The following is a 15,632-nucleotide window of genomic DNA, read 5'->3' on the forward strand; positions in this document are numbered from 1 at the left end:
ATCTCCTCAGACAATCTTGGCGTTCATGGCCAGCGTATACTGGTCGGCCCGCGTCGTGAACTGAAGGTCTTTTCGGGCAGCCACGACGAGAACCTCATGGTGCAGCGGAATCAGGGCGACGTCGTTGAAGACGATGTCGCTGAGCTCCGAGAGCATCATTTCGCGTTTGGTGTCATCCAGCGTCCGCTTCGCCACAGCCAGTTTGGCATCGAGATCGGGATTGGAGTAGCGGCCCGAATTGGCGATGCCCATACCGGCGTCCGGATTCTGCGTCGCGACCAGAGCTGTCATCGGGTTCGAGGTTTCGCCTGTGTTGACGCCCCAGGAGTCCAGATTGACGCTGAACTCATGGGCATCCGCCTTGTCGGCATAAACCGACCAGGGCATGACCTCGACGCTAACTTCCAGGCCGATGCGAGAGAACATCTGCGCCACGGCCTGCACGATCTTCGAATCGTTGACGATACGATCATTGGGCCCGTGGATCGTCAGGCGGAAGCCATCGGGGTAGCCGGCCTCGGCAAGCAGGGCGGTGGCTTTTGCAGCGTCGAATGGAACGGGTTTGATAGCAGCCGAGGTGCCCGGGGCGCCGGCGGGCAGAAACTGTGAAGCGACAATGGCATTGCCCTGCATCAAGCGCTCGACAATGGCGCTGCGGTCGATCGCCATGGACAGCGCCTGCCGCACACGCAGATCCTTCAGCGGGTTGCGGTCGAGCGGCTTGCCATCCTTGCCGCTGATGAAGGGCGTCACGTCCCTGAACGTGTCCAGCGAGAAGAAGACCACCCGGCTCGATACGCCGCGGATGATGTGAAAGCGCTCGTCTTGTTCGACGCGGGCAACACCCTCGTAGGGCACCTGTTCGACGAGATCGAGATCGCCGGCGAGCAGGTTGGCAAGCCGCGCGCCGGCATCGGTGACGATGCGGAGCTCGACGTCCGGCAAAGCAGGCCTCGGTCCCCAGTAGTTGGGATTGGCGGAAAGCGCGACACCGTTGCCGGAAACATATTCCTTCAGCACATAGGGGCCAGTTCCGATCGCCGCGGTGCCGTTGTTGAACTGATCGCTCGGGGTATCCTTGAACTTGGCGCGGATGATGCGAATGCGACTGAGCGAATTGGGCAGAAGCGGCTCCGGCTGCTTGGTTTCGATGAGAAGCTTGCCGGTTTGGGGCGAGGTGATCGACTTGATGTTGCGCGTGTAGGTCCGGAACGACGCCGTGCTGTCGATGGTGTTGGCCCGGTCGAATGAGACGACGATGTCGTCTACGGTGAGCGGCTCACCGTCGCTGAAGCGCACGTCTGGGCGCAGGTCGAACTCCCAATGGGTGTCGTCGACCGCGCGCCAGGCCGTCGCCAGCCCCGGTCTGGAGATCGACTTTTCGTCGTTGGTGACAAGCGTGTCGTAGATATGGGTGGCAAGCGCGTTGTTCGGCGCATTGCTCTTCAGATGCGGGTCTAGCGTCGTCGGCGGAGCAGCCATGCCGATCCGCAATTGGCCGGTTGCCGCTGCCTGGGCCAGCCCCGTCAAGCTAATGCCTTGCAAGACGGCGGCACCGCCGAGCGCCCGTTGCATCAGTGCACGGCGCGATATTGTCCGGTTCATCATTGGTTTTCTCCGTGTCCACTCTGGATAGTTCCATCGGAGGAGTTCTTTTCCGCTGCCGCTTGCCATGATCGAGCCCAGCTTGGGATCCGCTGATGGTGCCGGCCTCCTTCCTGACAGCGAGTGAAACGAAAGCTTCACTATTTGTCAACACAGATAAACCATCGTTTCACTAGACGATACAAATTTTCTCGTTTAACCTCCTGCACGAGACGCTTTGGCGAGGAAGTGAGAAATGACCGATCAAGCAGATACCCGGTACACGGTCGATTCCGTCGATCGCGCGATCAGTTTGTTGCAGACTGTGGCCGGCGAAGCAGATCTTGGCGTTTCCGAAATCGCGCGGCGTTCCGGCGACAGCAAGGCGCGCGCTTTCCGGCTTTTGCAGACGCTGGTGCGGCGCGGCTTGCTGGCGCGATCATCGGATGGAAAAGGCTATCGCCTCGGCCTCGCTGCATTGATGCTGGGCCACGCCGCCAGCGAACAGATGGACCTGATCCGCATAGCAAACCCCGTTCTGGAAGAACTCGGTCAGAAGATCGGCGAAACCACCCAGTTGCGGATCCGCGATGACCAGGAAAGTCTTTGCGTCGCCAAATGGGAGCCGAAGCGGGACCTTCGCGTCAATGCGATTGTCGGCCGGCGGCGTCCGCTACATGCCGGTTCGAGCAAGGCGTTCCTGGCCCATATGGGTGATGAGGAGCGCGAGGCCATTCTTTCCGGCTCGTTGAAGCGCTTCACCAAGAAAACGGTGACCGATCCTCGGCTTCTTAGGGGCGGGCTCGAGCAAATCCGCAAGGCGAAGTTTTTCGTCAGTCGCGGCGAGATCAACGACGATCTGATTTCGATCACCGCACCGGTGTTCGTGGCGCCGGGTAAGATAATCGCGGCGCTGAACATCGCTGCCCCGGAAAACCGGGTGCCGGAAGAGCGTATAAGCGAACTGGGCGACATGGTGGCCCGGGCCGCCCATCGTATTTCCGTCGCCCTTGGCTTCCGCTCGCCGGCTGCCAATGACATAGCGAGTTGAACTGGTGCCAAGCATCACACTGCCTCGGCAGATTGCGACGAGGGGTGTATCTCCGGAACGGTGAAAACCGGCACCTCACCCTTGAAGCCTTGGAGTTCGAAGGCACCCGCCTGGACAACCGGCATCGATGCTCCTTGGGCAAATCCGGGACCAAGCACCAGGGGGATGCTCAGCTTTTTGGTCGTTGACTCGAGCCGTGCCGTGCGGTTCACCGGCGAGCCGATCGCGGTGTAATCGAAGCGCCGTTCGGAGCCGAAATTCCCTACAGAGCAGATGCCAGTCTCGATGGCGACGCCGATTTCGATAGGGGGATGCCCGCGCGCGGTAAGCGCGGCGTTTTCGCGCTTGACCCGTTCGATCAGGGCGAGCCCCGCTTCAAGCGCGCGCTCGCGATGATCTGGCTGGTCAAGCGGCGCGTTCCAGAAGGCTAGCACGGCATCGCCCATGAACTTATCGATGGTCCCGTCGCGCTTGAGTATCTCATCGGTCGCAAGGCCGAGGAAGTGGTTGACCACCTTTCCGATTTCTTGGGCATCGAGTTGTTCGCTCATCGCCGTGAAGCCGCGTATGTCACTCAGCAGGATTGTGATCTCGCGCTTCTCTCCAGACAGGATCGCTTCGGTATCCGAATTTGCCAGGCGCTGCACCACAGAGGGCGACAGATATTGGGAAAACTGCCGCGCCAGGGTGGATCGGCGCTGCTCGCTGCGCCTGTAAAGGGCATAGCCTTCGAAGCCAGCTACGAGGATCGTCGCAAGCGCCGGCTGCAGTGGGTCATAGAGCGCACCCTGCAGGCTGTATTCGAGAGCGCCAAACACGAAGGGCGTGGCAGCCAGGAGCGCCAGAGCGAATGCGCCAATCACGACCCGCTCGGCGAGCACTCCAGAAAGCCCGATGAAAACGATGCCACTGAGGACCAACCACAGCCGCTCCAGCGTCCGCGCTTGCGTTGGCTCTACAAGATAGCTCGCGGCAAGCATCTGGCCGATTGCATCAGCGTGGATGTCCACGCCTGGTCGCGCCGGACGCGCCGGGGTGGACAGATACTGCGTCAATCCCACGGCTGACAGATCAACAATGGCGATCGCGTTCCGCAGCAGCGGATCGCCGCGACCCGAAAGGATATTACTGGCAGATATGCGCGGCGTATTGGCGTCGGTTTCCCAGAGGCGGATGCTGCCCTGCGGCTCAAGTGGCACAATGGTCCCGGCCATCCTGAGCGCGTCAAACCCGGCGACATTCATCCGAGCTACGTAGCCGTTCTCTCCGGCGTAGAGGCGCAGGAGTTCGAGCGCGAACGACGGCCAGAGCTGCACGCCTTGAGCCGTATTTCGGAGCCAGAGCAGCGGCACATGGCGTAGTACGCCGTCGGGATCGGGCAAAGTGCGAATTACGCCGAGGCCTGCAGCGGCGCTCGAGAAATCAGGAAGGGAGCCTGTCAGACCGGTGAAGCCAGGAAGCGTCTCGGGTACCTGCCCGACGATCGACCAGCCGGCTTTGGGCTCTGCTTCTGAAACCGTCACCTCGTTGCCCAGGCTGACGGCGAGCGCCGTTCGATTTTTCGCCAGTGCGCTGGCGAGGCGCTTGTCTCCAGCGATGCCATCAGGAGAGATATCTGCCTCGGGCAGCACCAGCGCAAGCCCGATCACCGCGGCACCGGACTCGGCGACACCATCGACCAGATCGGCCAAAAGGCCACGGTTCCAAGGCCATCGCCCATATGCCTTAAGGCTCGAGTCGTCTATCGAGACAATGACAACAGGATTGCTCGTCGCCTGGCGCGGGGCGAGGGACTGGTAGAGGTCGTACGTGCGCTCGCGCAGGCGCGACAGCGGCCCGTCGAAAGCAAAATGGCAAGCGAGCAGCAAGAGTACGACCGCAAGACCAGGTATTTTCCGCCTGGCAGCCCGCCGCCAATCAAGCGAGGGGCTCATGCCGCTCGGCCAGCCTTACCGGCAGTCGGGAAAGCAGTCATCATCCTCATCATCCACCCCGCTGCCTGCAGGGGGCGTTGGGCTGTCAGGGAACTCCATGGCCACGCCGGGCAATGCGCCGTCGGTGGACTTGCAGGCTTTGAGCGAATTGCCGAGTGCTGACGCACAAATCGCGCTTACGTTCAGCCCCGGACCCGGTTCGCCTGGCAGGCCGATGCCGGCTATTCGATCGATGCTGTCCAAAATCGGGAACGCGTCGATACCGCCGTAGCCGGTCAGCAGTTTGTCATTGTCCGACGTGCAGGCGTGGCCCGGGTTTGTGATCACGAGCTTGCGACCATTCATCATGCAGGTCATGCGGCCGGCGCGCAGTATGCCGACGGTCTGACCAGCAATCACAAGCACCTCAATGATGCCACCTCTGGCTCCGAGCACCATGTGTGGCGTCGCAACTTGCATGTCGCCGCCTTTCGAAACCTGGCCGCCGTAGAAACGGGCCAGGCCGCTGTTCATCCTGATGTCGATCTTTCCTGATCGGGACCCCGGATTGTAGACGAATTCATCGATCGTCAGGCTGGTGTTCGGACCAATCTTGGCGCTCGACTCGTCCCGGAACACGAGCATTCCGAGACCGGTGATATTGCTGCGCAGCTGGTCGCCGAGTTCGACGCCAGCGCCGACGTTCATCGCCTCGCCGTGATTGCGGATGATGTTGGTCTGGTAGGCCGTCATGGACCCAACCGTTTCAGCGCCAGATGGTGCCGCAAAGGCAAGGCAGGCGATACAAGTGGCTATCTGACGATACAGGGTCCTCATCGCGGCCTCTTTCAGTTGAGTGTCAACGTGTAGCTCACGAGCAATTCGAATGAATCTCGGTCGCCGCTGGCGATCTCGAAGTCGGTTTCGCGATAGGCGAGATCGACACTGACCTTCTGCCATTCAGTGAGCTGAAAATCGCTTTCCGAGGCAATGCGCCAGAAGTCGCTCTGGATGTTCGTGCCGATGCCGACGGACAAGTCGGGAGTGTCGCTGTGGCCGGCCGAGACGGCGACCTGGTGAGACCATGCGAAAAGGTCCGGTACTTCCATCACCACGCCGCCGTAGCGGACCTCTCCCATGTAGCTGCGGCCGATTTCGCCAGCTCCGGAGGCGAAGTCTGTCGAGCCGACTAGGCGCAGTCCGAGCGCCTGGCCATTGCGGAAGCGGTAGCTGCCGCCTGCCTCATAGAAGACCCTGCTATCGGCGAAGATGCCATTCGAGCTGCTTAGATCGATGTAGCCGGCACCTGCAAAAAGCGTCGTCTCGACGGTGGGGCGCACGAGGAAGCGCCCACTTAGACCGACGCCGGTCTCGCGAACGTCGCTGTCGAAGCGATCTGTGACGGCGAACGCGGAAAGTAGCAGCCGTAGCGAATCGATCCCGCTGTTGGGCAGTCCCTTGTCCAAGGTAATGGCGGCGTTCCCGTGGATAAAAGTCTCCTCGGCATCGGGAACCGACAGGTCTTTGGTGAAAAAGCGCTCTGTCGCTGCCAGCGAGCCCGAGAGGACAAGTGCATCAGCACTTGGCGTCCCGAGATCCCATCGGATAAAGCCTTCCGCCCGCCCATAGGGCGAGACCAAGGTGCGGTCGTCTTCGGCCCCGCCCGGCTCAAAATCGGTGGATGCGCTGAACATGCCGCCAGTCAGAGCGATTTCCCAAGTGACACCACGTAACGCGCGCTCGATGCGGGCGAGCAGGCGAACGGCTTCCTGCTGCTCATCCGCGGACAGGTCCCCGACCTCGAGACCGTACTGCGCCTGCCGCCGGGCCAATTCATAGGAGCCGACATGATAATACAACCGGCTGGCCGAGAGCCGGGCGCGCGCATCGCGAGGATGTTTGATGAGATACTGCTCGATCGACGAGATCGCCTGATCGTACTGCCCTGCGTTGACGGCAACTGTGACGAATTGAGCTAGCGCTCCGTTGTCGGTCGGATTGGCAATGCGGGCCGAAAACGCATCGTCATAGGCCGGATAGAGACCTTGTGCGCCGGCCGGCAATATGCCGGTACAAAGCAGCGCCGCGGCGAAGCCGAGGATCATTGAAAACGAGGAATGCATGCCGAGAACCCACCCCAACCCGACTAGTGCAGCGGATCTAGCACGCCTGCACGAAAAAAAGCGACAGAACTGTCAGGAAACCTCCGAGTCTTCAGCAGCTGTTGCAGCTGCGCAACAAATTATCGCATTCATTCGCATTTCGCCTACGCTGGTTGGTCAAACATCTTCTCAGCGTTGCTTGGCTTCCAGCAAGTATTCGCTACAAACGGCAACTAATTCAAATCATAATCAGCGGTGGATTGCGCAGCCGACAAGATCAATATTGTTTGCGCGATTCTCCACGTATCTGGTCGCCGCACGACGCATCAGGGTCATATGGAGCTCATCCGAAGGTCTTCCGCCGCGTTGCGCAAGCGCTCGGAGAGCTGGCGGGCGATGCTTCTCAGGACGGCCTGCGCGATGTGCGGCTTAGCCTTTGTTATCTTGTTGAACGCCGACGAGGTCACTTCATAGGCAACAACGTCCTCGTCCGCGATCACGTCCGTCGAGCGTGCCTACAGCACGAGCATGGTGGCCAGTCCCAGCATCAGGCCCATGCCTACAATATCGGTCACCGTCGTGAGGAAGATCGCGGAAGCCACGGCCGGATCGGCGCCGACCCGCCGCAGGCCCAACGGGATCAGCACGCCGGAGATCCCGGACATGAGGCACGATCCGGACATGGCGAGCAGGATCACAAGCGCCAGCATGGGCGCCTGGGATGCCGACTCCGGCTGCCGTGAAGCGTAGAACCACATGGCCGCAGCCGCCACCAGACCGACGAGCAAGCCGTTGGCGATCCCGAGCGCTCCCTCCCTCAGCACCAAGTGCAGCTTCGGTCGTTTGTCCACATCCCCTAAGGCGAGGCCACGCAGCGTAATAGCCAGCGCCTGACAGCCGGTGTTTCCGCTCTGTCCGGCCAACACCGGGAGGAACGCCGCCAACGCGACGATCTTCTCGATCGTGCCTGTGAACGAGCCGACCACGAAAGCGGCTATGAAGGCCGTCAGCAGGTTGAGCTGCAGCCACGGATGACGTTTCAAGAAGGCTGAAAACAGCGGAGTGAAAGAACGCTCCTCCTTCTGCACACCCACCATCTGGCCAGGCTGGGCAGAAATCTCGATGATTTGCTGCTCGAACAGCCGCCAGCCGCGAACCTGCCCGAGCAGCCGGTTCTCCGCGTCCACCACGGGATAGACAGGGTAGTGACGGCGTACCGCCGCCTTGCAGGCTTCGCTCAAAGGCATATCGACGTGAAGGGCGAACGGACTTGCCAGCATAATCTGATCCACCGTCGCGTCGGCCTCGCTCAGCATCAGATCGCGCAAGACCACTAGGCCAACCAGTCTATCGCCCTCGTCCGTGATGTAGAGGTAAGTCAACTCGCTCGGCACCTGCGCGCGCCTGACGGCCTCGACCGCGGCGGCTACCGTCGTCCCGACAGCAACGCTGGCGGGGATCGGATCCATCAGCTCAACGATGGCCTCGGGGATCGCGAGATCCTTGCCGTCGGTATGAGATTTGATGGGCCTCCTTTGCGAGGGAAAATGCTCCGCCACCTTCCGGGCGTGCCTATCCGGTAACAACTTTAGTGCGTCGCGGATGAACTCGGGAGACTCTCGGGCTAGCAATTCAGCCGCGTCGTCAGGGGCTCGAGCACGCAGCGTGCGCACCAACTTCTGAATGTCGTTCTCTTCCCTCATCTGTTCCCCCAACCTCTAATGTTGCGCCTCTGAGCTTATAGACCGGACCGTTTCGCTCTGCCCAGGCGCACGGTAGCCCAAGCGCCTCGATCCGGAATCTTCGCCTTCTCAGGGCGCCAAGTAGACCGACCCAGACAAATCTGAGCCATTGCGTGGGTGCATACAGGCGGGCTGTAACGCCAGCGTGTCGCCAAGAGAATTGACGTGTTGCCGAACTTCACCGTCGATTCCTGGCTCTGCGAGCACGTCGCAACCGATCAACGAAGTAAGGTCGGCAATGGGCAGTCGTGGCCCTGCTCATTGGGGTGCGCTCAGCCCAACAGTTCGCCATGTGAACGGTCGCGATTCAACCTGGGAAGATGGTGAAACCGCCATCGACGCGAATGACCTGCCCGTTGATGAAGCGCGCACGCGGACCGGCGAGGAAGGCCACCGCCTCAGCGATCTCTTCAGGCTCGGCATAGCGGTTCAGCGATTTCTTGCTCGAATCCATGCGCTCCGGATCGACGACGCGGCTCGCCTGGAACCGTGCCGTCTTGGTGGCGCCGGGGCTCACCGCATTGATGCGCACGCCATCGTCGATCAGTTCCTTGGCGAGGCAACGGGTATAATGGACGACGGCCGCCTTGAGCGTGGAGTAGACCACCTCCGGCGAGCATCCGATATGCGCTGCCGCCGAGGCAATGTTGATCACCGAGCCTGAGCCGCGTTTGACCATGGGCGGAATGAACGCCTGGCAGACCAGCATCGTGCCGATGAGATTGTTCTCGGTCAGCACCTTAATGTCTTCATAGTCGATGTCGAGCGCGTTGTTGGGACTGGGCTTTACCCCCTTGGCGCCGATGTCGCCGCCGGCGCAGTTGACCAGAACGTGCACATCGCCGAGCTCCGCTTCGATCTTCCTCTTCATTTCGGCAACGGCTTGCCTGTCACCGATGTTGCCCGTAACCGCGGTTACCCGTGTCCCATGCTTTTCCAAACCCCTGGCGGATTGGCCGAGGTCTGCGAATTCGCCATATTGCGACGGCCGGGTCCAATCGAGATCGTGGATCGCGACGTTTGCGCCGAGTTCGGCCATGCGGTCGGCCATGACGCGACCAAGGCCGCGTCCCGAGCCGGTCACGAAGGCGGTCAGGCCGCTGAGTTCTCGGGCAGTCATGCTGATTTCTCCATTGCAATGAAATCGAACTTCTTCATGTTGGCGGCGCTGCGCCGGATCATGTCGAGCTCATACGAAACCAGCGCGCCGTCATCGTCGCGCTCCCATGGCGTCCGGTAGTCGACGTCGTCCGCAAGGCGGTTTACGCGCGCCGCACTCAGGCAGGCGGCGAACTCGCGCGCGGATTTCGGTGCATACTCGTTCCACCAGTCGTCGGTGAGACAGCGAACGTGACGGGCTTCCAGCGCGCCTGGCTCGAGCACCGCCGTCAGCGTGTCGTGGTGCTCGGCGAGGATGGCTGCCAGTTCGGCGAAAGGCACGGCGCCGTCTCCGATCGCGCAGCGGACCAGACGGTAGCCTTCATCGGTGAACTGCACGCGATAATCCTTGAGGTGAACGTGGCGGACGTGCGGTGCGATGCGCCGCGTGAAGGCAAGCGGTGCCTCGCCGACAGGGAAGGTGTTGCCCGTATCATAGGTGATGCCGACACCGGGGCCGCCGAGCTCGCAGAACGCGACCAGTTCGTCGCTGCCGAAATCCTGATGGTTCTCGATGCCGAGCATCCGGCCCTCAGCCGCCGCACGCGGCCCCCATTCCGTCAACGCAGCGCGGATCGTCGCATTGAACTCGCTCCATTTCGGGCCCCACAGGTTGCGGTCGCCGCACAGGACGGGGGTCAGTGCGATACGGATCGTTGTCGCCTCGAGCAGGCGCGCCGCCCGAAACGCGCTGTCCAACGGACCGGCCACCAGAAGTCCGCCACTGACCACCGGGACGATGTCGAGCGCGGCCAGACGCCTGCGCAGCTCGACGATTTCGGCGTCCGGTAAGTCGGTCAGCCATGGTTCATAGATCTCGAGCGTGCGTGCGCCCAGTTCCTGCGCAAGCGCCACGAAGCCTTCCAGCCCCGTCCCGTCCGGATTGTGCCGCGGCGTACCGCGCCCCTGCAGGCCGAGAGTGTAGGTCAGTCCGTATGGGTTGAGGCCGAGACGAAGCATCAGTTTGGCAGTTCCGTTGAATGATTTTGAAGCGATCATCAGCGCAGGCCGGCATCGACGGCGATGGACTGCTTGGTGATCATGCGGCTGTCATCGGCGGCAAGGAAGAGCACGGTCCGCGCAATCTCTTCGCCCAGCAGGACGCGGCGGATCAATTGCCGCTGCACCGTCTGATCGATCGCATCCTGGGTCCTGAACCACAACTGGCGCTGCCGCTCGGTGATGACGGCGCCGGGTTCGACTGCATTGACGCGGATGTTGTCGGATCCGAACGACCGCGCCAATGCGCGCGTCAGCGCCACCACAGCCCCCTTGGCGGTGGCATAGGCCACCATCTGGTCCGCGCCGAAACGCCAGGCGATGGAAGAGAAGTTTATGATCGAGCCGAAGCCGAGTTCTTTCATATGCGGATGCACCGCCTGCGCGGCGAAGAAGTGATGCCGGAGATTGACGTCGAAGCTGCGGTCCCAATATTCTGACGTCACCGCGTCAACGGGTTGACGCTGATCATCGGCAGCGTTGTTTACCAGAACGGCGACCGGACCGAGCTTAGCGCGCACGTCTTCTACCGAAGCCTGCAGCGCATCAACGTCGGTCACATCGCAATGGAGGTACAGGGGAGTTCGCCCGCCGGCACCGCTGAGTTCACGGACCAGCGCCTCTGCGGGCCCATCCTGCACATCGAGAAAACATACGCGGGCGCCATTCGAAGCAAAGGCGCGGACCATATCGGCGCCGATCCCGGAGGCGCCGCCGGAGATCAGCACGACTCGATCGGTCAAGCTCGGGTAAGTCGCGAATTGCATGGACATCAGATCACAGAAGCGCCCTGGTTGCTGGATCGAACAAACAGGCGCGCGACATGTCGATGCCGAGCGTTATCGTCTCGCCCATGACGGGAGCGTCATCCGGCTCGAATCGGCCGGTGATCTCCAGGTCGCCCAGCCTGAGGACGGCAAGCGTCTCGGCGCCGGTCGGCTCGACCAGTTCGACCGGCGCCTGCATGGACTCGACAGCAGGTTTGCGCGACTTCAGGTCCGCCGTGAAACGGTAGATATGTTCGGGCCGAACACCGAGCACCACATCCTTTGGCGCACCGACAGGCAGCGGCGCGGCAAGGGCAAGAGTAGCGTCGCCGCCGTCAGCGGCGCGCACTGCGATGCTGGTTGAGCCGGTAAGCCGGGCGGGGATGAAATTCATCGCCGGCGATCCCATGAAACCGGCCACGAACACGTTGGTCGGCCGGTCATAGATCCGCTTCGGCGTGTCGAACTGCTGCACCGAGCCCTGGTTCATCACCGCAATGCGGGACGCGAGCGTCATCGCCTCGACCTGATCGTGAGTGACGTACACCGTCGTCTTGCCGACGCGATGGTGAAGCTTCTTGATTTCGGTGCGCATGTCGACGCGCAGCTTGGCGTCGAGATTGGACAGCGGCTCGTCGAACAAAAACAGTTTTGGGTCGCGTACCAGGGCGCGTCCCATCGCAACGCGCTGCCGCTGGCCACCCGACAATTGCCCGGGCTTGCGGTTGAGCAGCTGCTCGATCTGCAGGAGTGCGGCAACCCGCTTTACGGCTTCCGCCTGCTCGGCTTTGGGCACGCCCCGGCTCTCCATGCCGAAGGTGATGTTCTGGCGCACCGTCATGGTCGGATAGAGGGCGTAGGACTGGAACACCATCGCTATGTCGCGGTCCTTGGGCTGCACGGAGTTCACCAGCCGGTCGCCGATCCAGATCTCGCCCGAGGTGACGGTCTCCAGGCCGGCGATCATGGCGAGCAAGGTTGATTTGCCGCAGCCCGACGGGCCGACGAGGGCGACGAACTCCCCGGTTCGCGCCTCGAGATTGATGCCGGCCAGAATCTCGAGCCCGCCATAGCTCTTGTGAAGGTCGCGGATCATCAGCGCGGACATGGGCGATGCCTCATTTGATGGCGCCCTGTGTCAGGCCGCGCACGAAGTATTTTCCACCGAACAGGTAGATCAGCAGCGGCGGCAGCGCGCCGATCAGCACGGCTGCGCTCATCACATCGTAAGCACGGGCGGTCGTGCCGCCGGCAGTGAGCGCGACCAATGCCGCCGTAATCGGCTGCTGCTGGCCGGAGGTGAAGACGACGCCGAACAGATATTCGTTCCAGATGCCGGTGAATTGCCAGATGACGGTGACGATCAAAATCGGCGGCGACAGCGGCAGGATGATCTTGCGAAAAATCCGCCAGAAGCCGGCGCCGTCGATGCGTGCCGCCTTGATAAGATCGTCGGGTATGCTGACGTAGAAGTTGCGGCAGAACAGGGTGGTGAACGAAATGCCCTGGACGACATGAATCAAGACCAGCCCGTAGGTCGAATTGGTCAGGCCGAGCTTGCCGAGCAGGAACGCCCACGGCATCAGCGAGATCTGGCCGGGCATGAAGACGCCGAGCAGCATCAGGTTGAACAGAATTTCCGAGCCCTTGAAACGCCATTTCGACAGCACATAGCCGTTCATGGCGCCGAGGAGCGTGGAAATGAGCGTTGCGGGGATCGTCATCCAGAGCGAATTGAAGAAATTGCGCTTCATGCCTTCGCAGGTGCCGCTGACGCAATAAGTACCCCAAGCCTGCACCCACGCGTCGAGGCGGAAGCTGCGCGGCAGCGAGATGAGGCCGTTGCGGGCAATGTCGGACTGCTCCCGCAACGAGTTGAAGACGACGACCAGCAGCGGTGCAAGGTAGATGATCGCGAAAAGCGTCAGCACCGCATAGACAAGGAAGCGGTTCCAGAAATATCGCCGCGTAGCCGCGGCCGCTTCGGGATCATGCCGGGCGTTGGTGACAATTTCAGCCATTGCGGCCCTCCGCCCGCCTGCGCCAAACGATCCACAAGGAATAGGGCACCAGCACTACCGCGAGGGCCGCGAGCATCATCATCGCCGCGGCGGCACCCTCGCCGATCTGCCCGCGCTGGAACATCAGGTCATAGACATAGATCGCTGGGAAGGTGGTCGACACACCTGGCCCACCCCGCGTCAACGCCGCCACCAGGTCGAAGGTCTTGATGGCGAACTGGATCTGAATGACCGCCACCGCCAGAAAAATCGGGGCGATCGTCGGCAGGATGACCTTCCGATAGGTGCGGGAAACCGACGCACCGTCGATCTGCGCTGCTTTGATGAGATCCGGATCGACCGACCGCAGGCCAGCCAGGAAAAGCGCCATTGCGAAGCCGGACGACTGCCAGATACCGGTTATGATCACCGCATAGATTGCGGTGTTGCGGTTGGCCGTCAGGGCGAAGCTGAAGTCGGTCCAGCCGAGCCCCCGCACGAAGGCCTGGATGCCGTCGACGGGATTATAGAGCCAACTCCACACCGTGCCGGTGACGATGAAGGAGACTGCCAGCGGATAGAGGAAGATCGTGCGCCAGACCGCCTCGCCGCGAACGCGCTGGTCGATCAGGATCGCCAGAAGCAGTCCGATGGCCATCGAGCCGACGATATAGAAGCCGCTGAACAGAAAGAGGTTGGTGTAGGCGATGTTCCAGCGCCGGTTCGCCCAGAGCGAAGCGTAATTGTCCAGACCGACTAACCCATAGGTCGGCATCAGCGACGAACTGGAGAGCGAGAGATAGAGCGTCCAGAGCGTGAAGACGAAGACGTAGATGAAACTCGCCGCAAGCGACGGCGCCAGCACCAGAATGGGCACCATCGTGCCCAGGCGCTGCCGCCACGGGGTTGCGGTAGCCGCAACCGGTACGGTCAGGTCACGCGTTGACATCTTCTGCTCCGGCGAAGTCGGGGCCGGGCGACGCGCGACAAGCCATCATCGGCAGCGTCTTCACATCTGCGCTTCGGCCGCATCGGCCATCGCGCTGGCTGCGTCCTGCGCGGTCATGTCCGGCGTCGCCACGAATTCGGTGACGGTATCCATGATCGCGCCGCGCACCTTCTGCGGGATCGTCATGTTGTGCGCCATCGAACGGACAAGCGTGCCGCCATCGATCGACGCCTGCAGGTCCTTCTGGGAAAGCTGCTGGCAGGGATTGAAGCCGTTCGAAAGATCGACGTCGAGACGGGCCGGGATCGAGCCCTTGGTCTGATTGAAAATCGTCTGGAACTCGGGCGACAGGATGGTGCTGGCGAGCAGTTTCTGGCCCTCGACGTAATCCGGATCCTTCTGCTGGAAGAACACCACCGAGTCGGAATTCAGGATGAAGCCCGGCTTGCCCCAGTCAGTCGGCGCCTGGGCGCAGACATAGTCGGTGCCCTGCTTGAAGCCGCCGGCCGTGAGCAGGCCGAGCGTCCAGTCGCCCATGATGTGGAAGGCGGCCTCGCCGCGGCCGACCAGATGCGACATGCTATCCCAGTCGCGGCCGTTCATGCCGGGGTCCATATATTTGGTCGTCATTGTGCGGAACTGTTCGAAGGCCTTGACCATGCCGTCGCTGCGCATCGCCTCGACGTCACCCTCGACGAAGGCCTTCTTGAAGAGATCGAGATCCATTCCGTAGACCACCACCTCGAAGACCGTCGAATCGGTCCAGTCGGCGGTCGAGTGCGAGATGCAGATTTTGCCCGATGCCACGACCTTGTCGCAGGCGGCGTTGAAGTCCGCCCAGGTCTTCGGCACCTCGGCGACGCCTGCTTCCTGCATGACCTTCGGCGATGCCCACAGCCAGTTGATGCGATGGATGTTCATCGGCGCCGCCACCCAACTGCCGGTCGGCTTCATCACCGGCAGCAATTCGGGAGCGACGACCTTCTCCCAATTTTCCGTCGTCGCCAGTTCGTCGAGATTGGCTGTCATGCCGGTCTCGTTCCATTCGGCGATCTCGGGTCCCTTGAGCTGCACCGCCGGCGGTGCATTGCCGGCGATCACGTCGGCGCGCAGTTTCGCCAGCGTGTTGGCCGTGTGGCCCGCGATGGAGGTCTGCTGCCAGGTGCCACCCTTGGCGGTGAACATCTCGCCGAGCTTGGCAATGGCTTGGGCGTCCGATCCGGTCGCCCATTGATGCAACAGGTTGGTCTTGGGCTCTGCGAACGCGGCTCCCGCAACAAGGGTGTACGCCGTAGCGGCCGCAACGGCCGTCCTCAGGTATTCCATCGTTTCACTCCCATGTGATGTACGGTTCGTATCGACCGCTT

The 15,632-nt window shown here is 61.8% G+C and carries 14 protein-coding genes; 1 reads left to right on the top strand and 13 read right to left on the bottom strand.

Translation table 11 applies throughout. The features are described from left to right. Positions 1-6 precede the first annotated feature (6 nt). Positions 7-1,608, bottom strand: a complete 1,602-nt coding sequence (locus AC0L2M_RS12000; RefSeq protein ID WP_473534947.1) for an ABC transporter substrate-binding protein — start codon at positions 1,606-1,608, stop codon at positions 7-9. 232 nt (positions 1,609-1,840) lie between these two features. Here AC0L2M_RS12000 and AC0L2M_RS12005 point away from each other — a divergent pair, with 232 nt between their 5' ends. After that, positions 1,841-2,635: an IclR family transcriptional regulator gene (locus tag AC0L2M_RS12005; protein WP_473534948.1), complete on the top strand. Its 795-nt coding sequence runs from the start codon at positions 1,841-1,843 to the stop codon at positions 2,633-2,635. Positions 2,636-2,649: 14 nt separating this feature from the next. Here AC0L2M_RS12005 and AC0L2M_RS12010 read toward each other — a convergent pair whose 3' ends face one another. The 12 genes from AC0L2M_RS12010 to AC0L2M_RS12065 all read right to left on the bottom strand — a co-directional run bounded on the left by AC0L2M_RS12010 (position 2,650) and on the right by AC0L2M_RS12065 (position 15,591). Continuing rightward, positions 2,650-4,569 (bottom strand): CHASE2 domain-containing protein, encoded by a 1,920-nt coding sequence (locus AC0L2M_RS12010; RefSeq protein ID WP_473534949.1) that lies wholly within the window; start codon positions 4,567-4,569, stop codon positions 2,650-2,652. A 15-nt stretch (positions 4,570-4,584) separates the two neighbouring features. Continuing rightward, positions 4,585-5,301 (bottom strand): FecR domain-containing protein, encoded by a 717-nt coding sequence (locus tag AC0L2M_RS12015; protein WP_473534950.1) that lies wholly within the window; start codon positions 5,299-5,301, stop codon positions 4,585-4,587. Between the two features lie 95 nt (positions 5,302-5,396). Then, complete coding sequence (locus AC0L2M_RS12020; protein WP_473534951.1) at positions 5,397-6,653, bottom strand: tetratricopeptide repeat protein; 1,257 nt, start codon at positions 6,651-6,653, stop codon at positions 5,397-5,399. A gap of 329 nt (positions 6,654-6,982) precedes the next feature. Further along, a complete protein-coding gene (locus AC0L2M_RS12025) occupies positions 6,983-7,150 on the bottom strand; it encodes a hypothetical protein (RefSeq protein WP_288141952.1) in 168 nt (55 codons plus the stop codon). A 15-nt stretch (positions 7,151-7,165) separates the two neighbouring features. Further along, positions 7,166-8,353: a magnesium transporter gene (locus AC0L2M_RS12030; protein WP_473534952.1), complete on the bottom strand. Its 1,188-nt coding sequence runs from the start codon at positions 8,351-8,353 to the stop codon at positions 7,166-7,168. Positions 8,354-8,699: 346 nt separating this feature from the next. Then, complete coding sequence (locus AC0L2M_RS12035; protein ID WP_473534953.1) at positions 8,700-9,512, bottom strand: SDR family NAD(P)-dependent oxidoreductase; 813 nt, start codon at positions 9,510-9,512, stop codon at positions 8,700-8,702. After that, complete coding sequence (locus tag AC0L2M_RS12040) at positions 9,509-10,510, bottom strand: sugar phosphate isomerase/epimerase family protein (RefSeq protein ID WP_473534954.1); 1,002 nt, start codon at positions 10,508-10,510, stop codon at positions 9,509-9,511. The genes AC0L2M_RS12035 and AC0L2M_RS12040 overlap by 4 nt, the downstream gene beginning before the upstream one ends. 38 nt (positions 10,511-10,548) lie before the next feature. Further along, a complete protein-coding gene (locus AC0L2M_RS12045) occupies positions 10,549-11,277 on the bottom strand; it encodes an SDR family NAD(P)-dependent oxidoreductase (protein ID WP_473534955.1) in 729 nt (242 codons plus the stop codon). 49 nt (positions 11,278-11,326) lie between these two features. Then, the gene (locus tag AC0L2M_RS12050) at positions 11,327-12,424 is read right to left on the bottom strand and encodes an ABC transporter ATP-binding protein (RefSeq protein WP_473534956.1); all 1,098 of its coding nucleotides are present in this window, start codon (positions 12,422-12,424) and stop codon (positions 11,327-11,329) included. Positions 12,425-12,434: 10 nt separating this feature from the next. Continuing rightward, positions 12,435-13,337, bottom strand: coding sequence for a carbohydrate ABC transporter permease (locus tag AC0L2M_RS12055; protein ID WP_128167586.1), 903 nt, complete (start codon positions 13,335-13,337; stop codon positions 12,435-12,437). Beyond that, positions 13,330-14,265: a carbohydrate ABC transporter permease gene (locus AC0L2M_RS12060; RefSeq protein WP_128167587.1), complete on the bottom strand. Its 936-nt coding sequence runs from the start codon at positions 14,263-14,265 to the stop codon at positions 13,330-13,332. The genes AC0L2M_RS12055 and AC0L2M_RS12060 overlap by 8 nt, the downstream gene beginning before the upstream one ends. Before the next feature lie 60 nt (positions 14,266-14,325). After that, complete coding sequence (locus AC0L2M_RS12065) at positions 14,326-15,591, bottom strand: ABC transporter substrate-binding protein (protein ID WP_287226346.1); 1,266 nt, start codon at positions 15,589-15,591, stop codon at positions 14,326-14,328. Positions 15,592-15,632: the final 41 nt, after the last annotated feature.

It is taken from the genome of Mesorhizobium sp. WSM4806 (assembly GCF_055811635.1).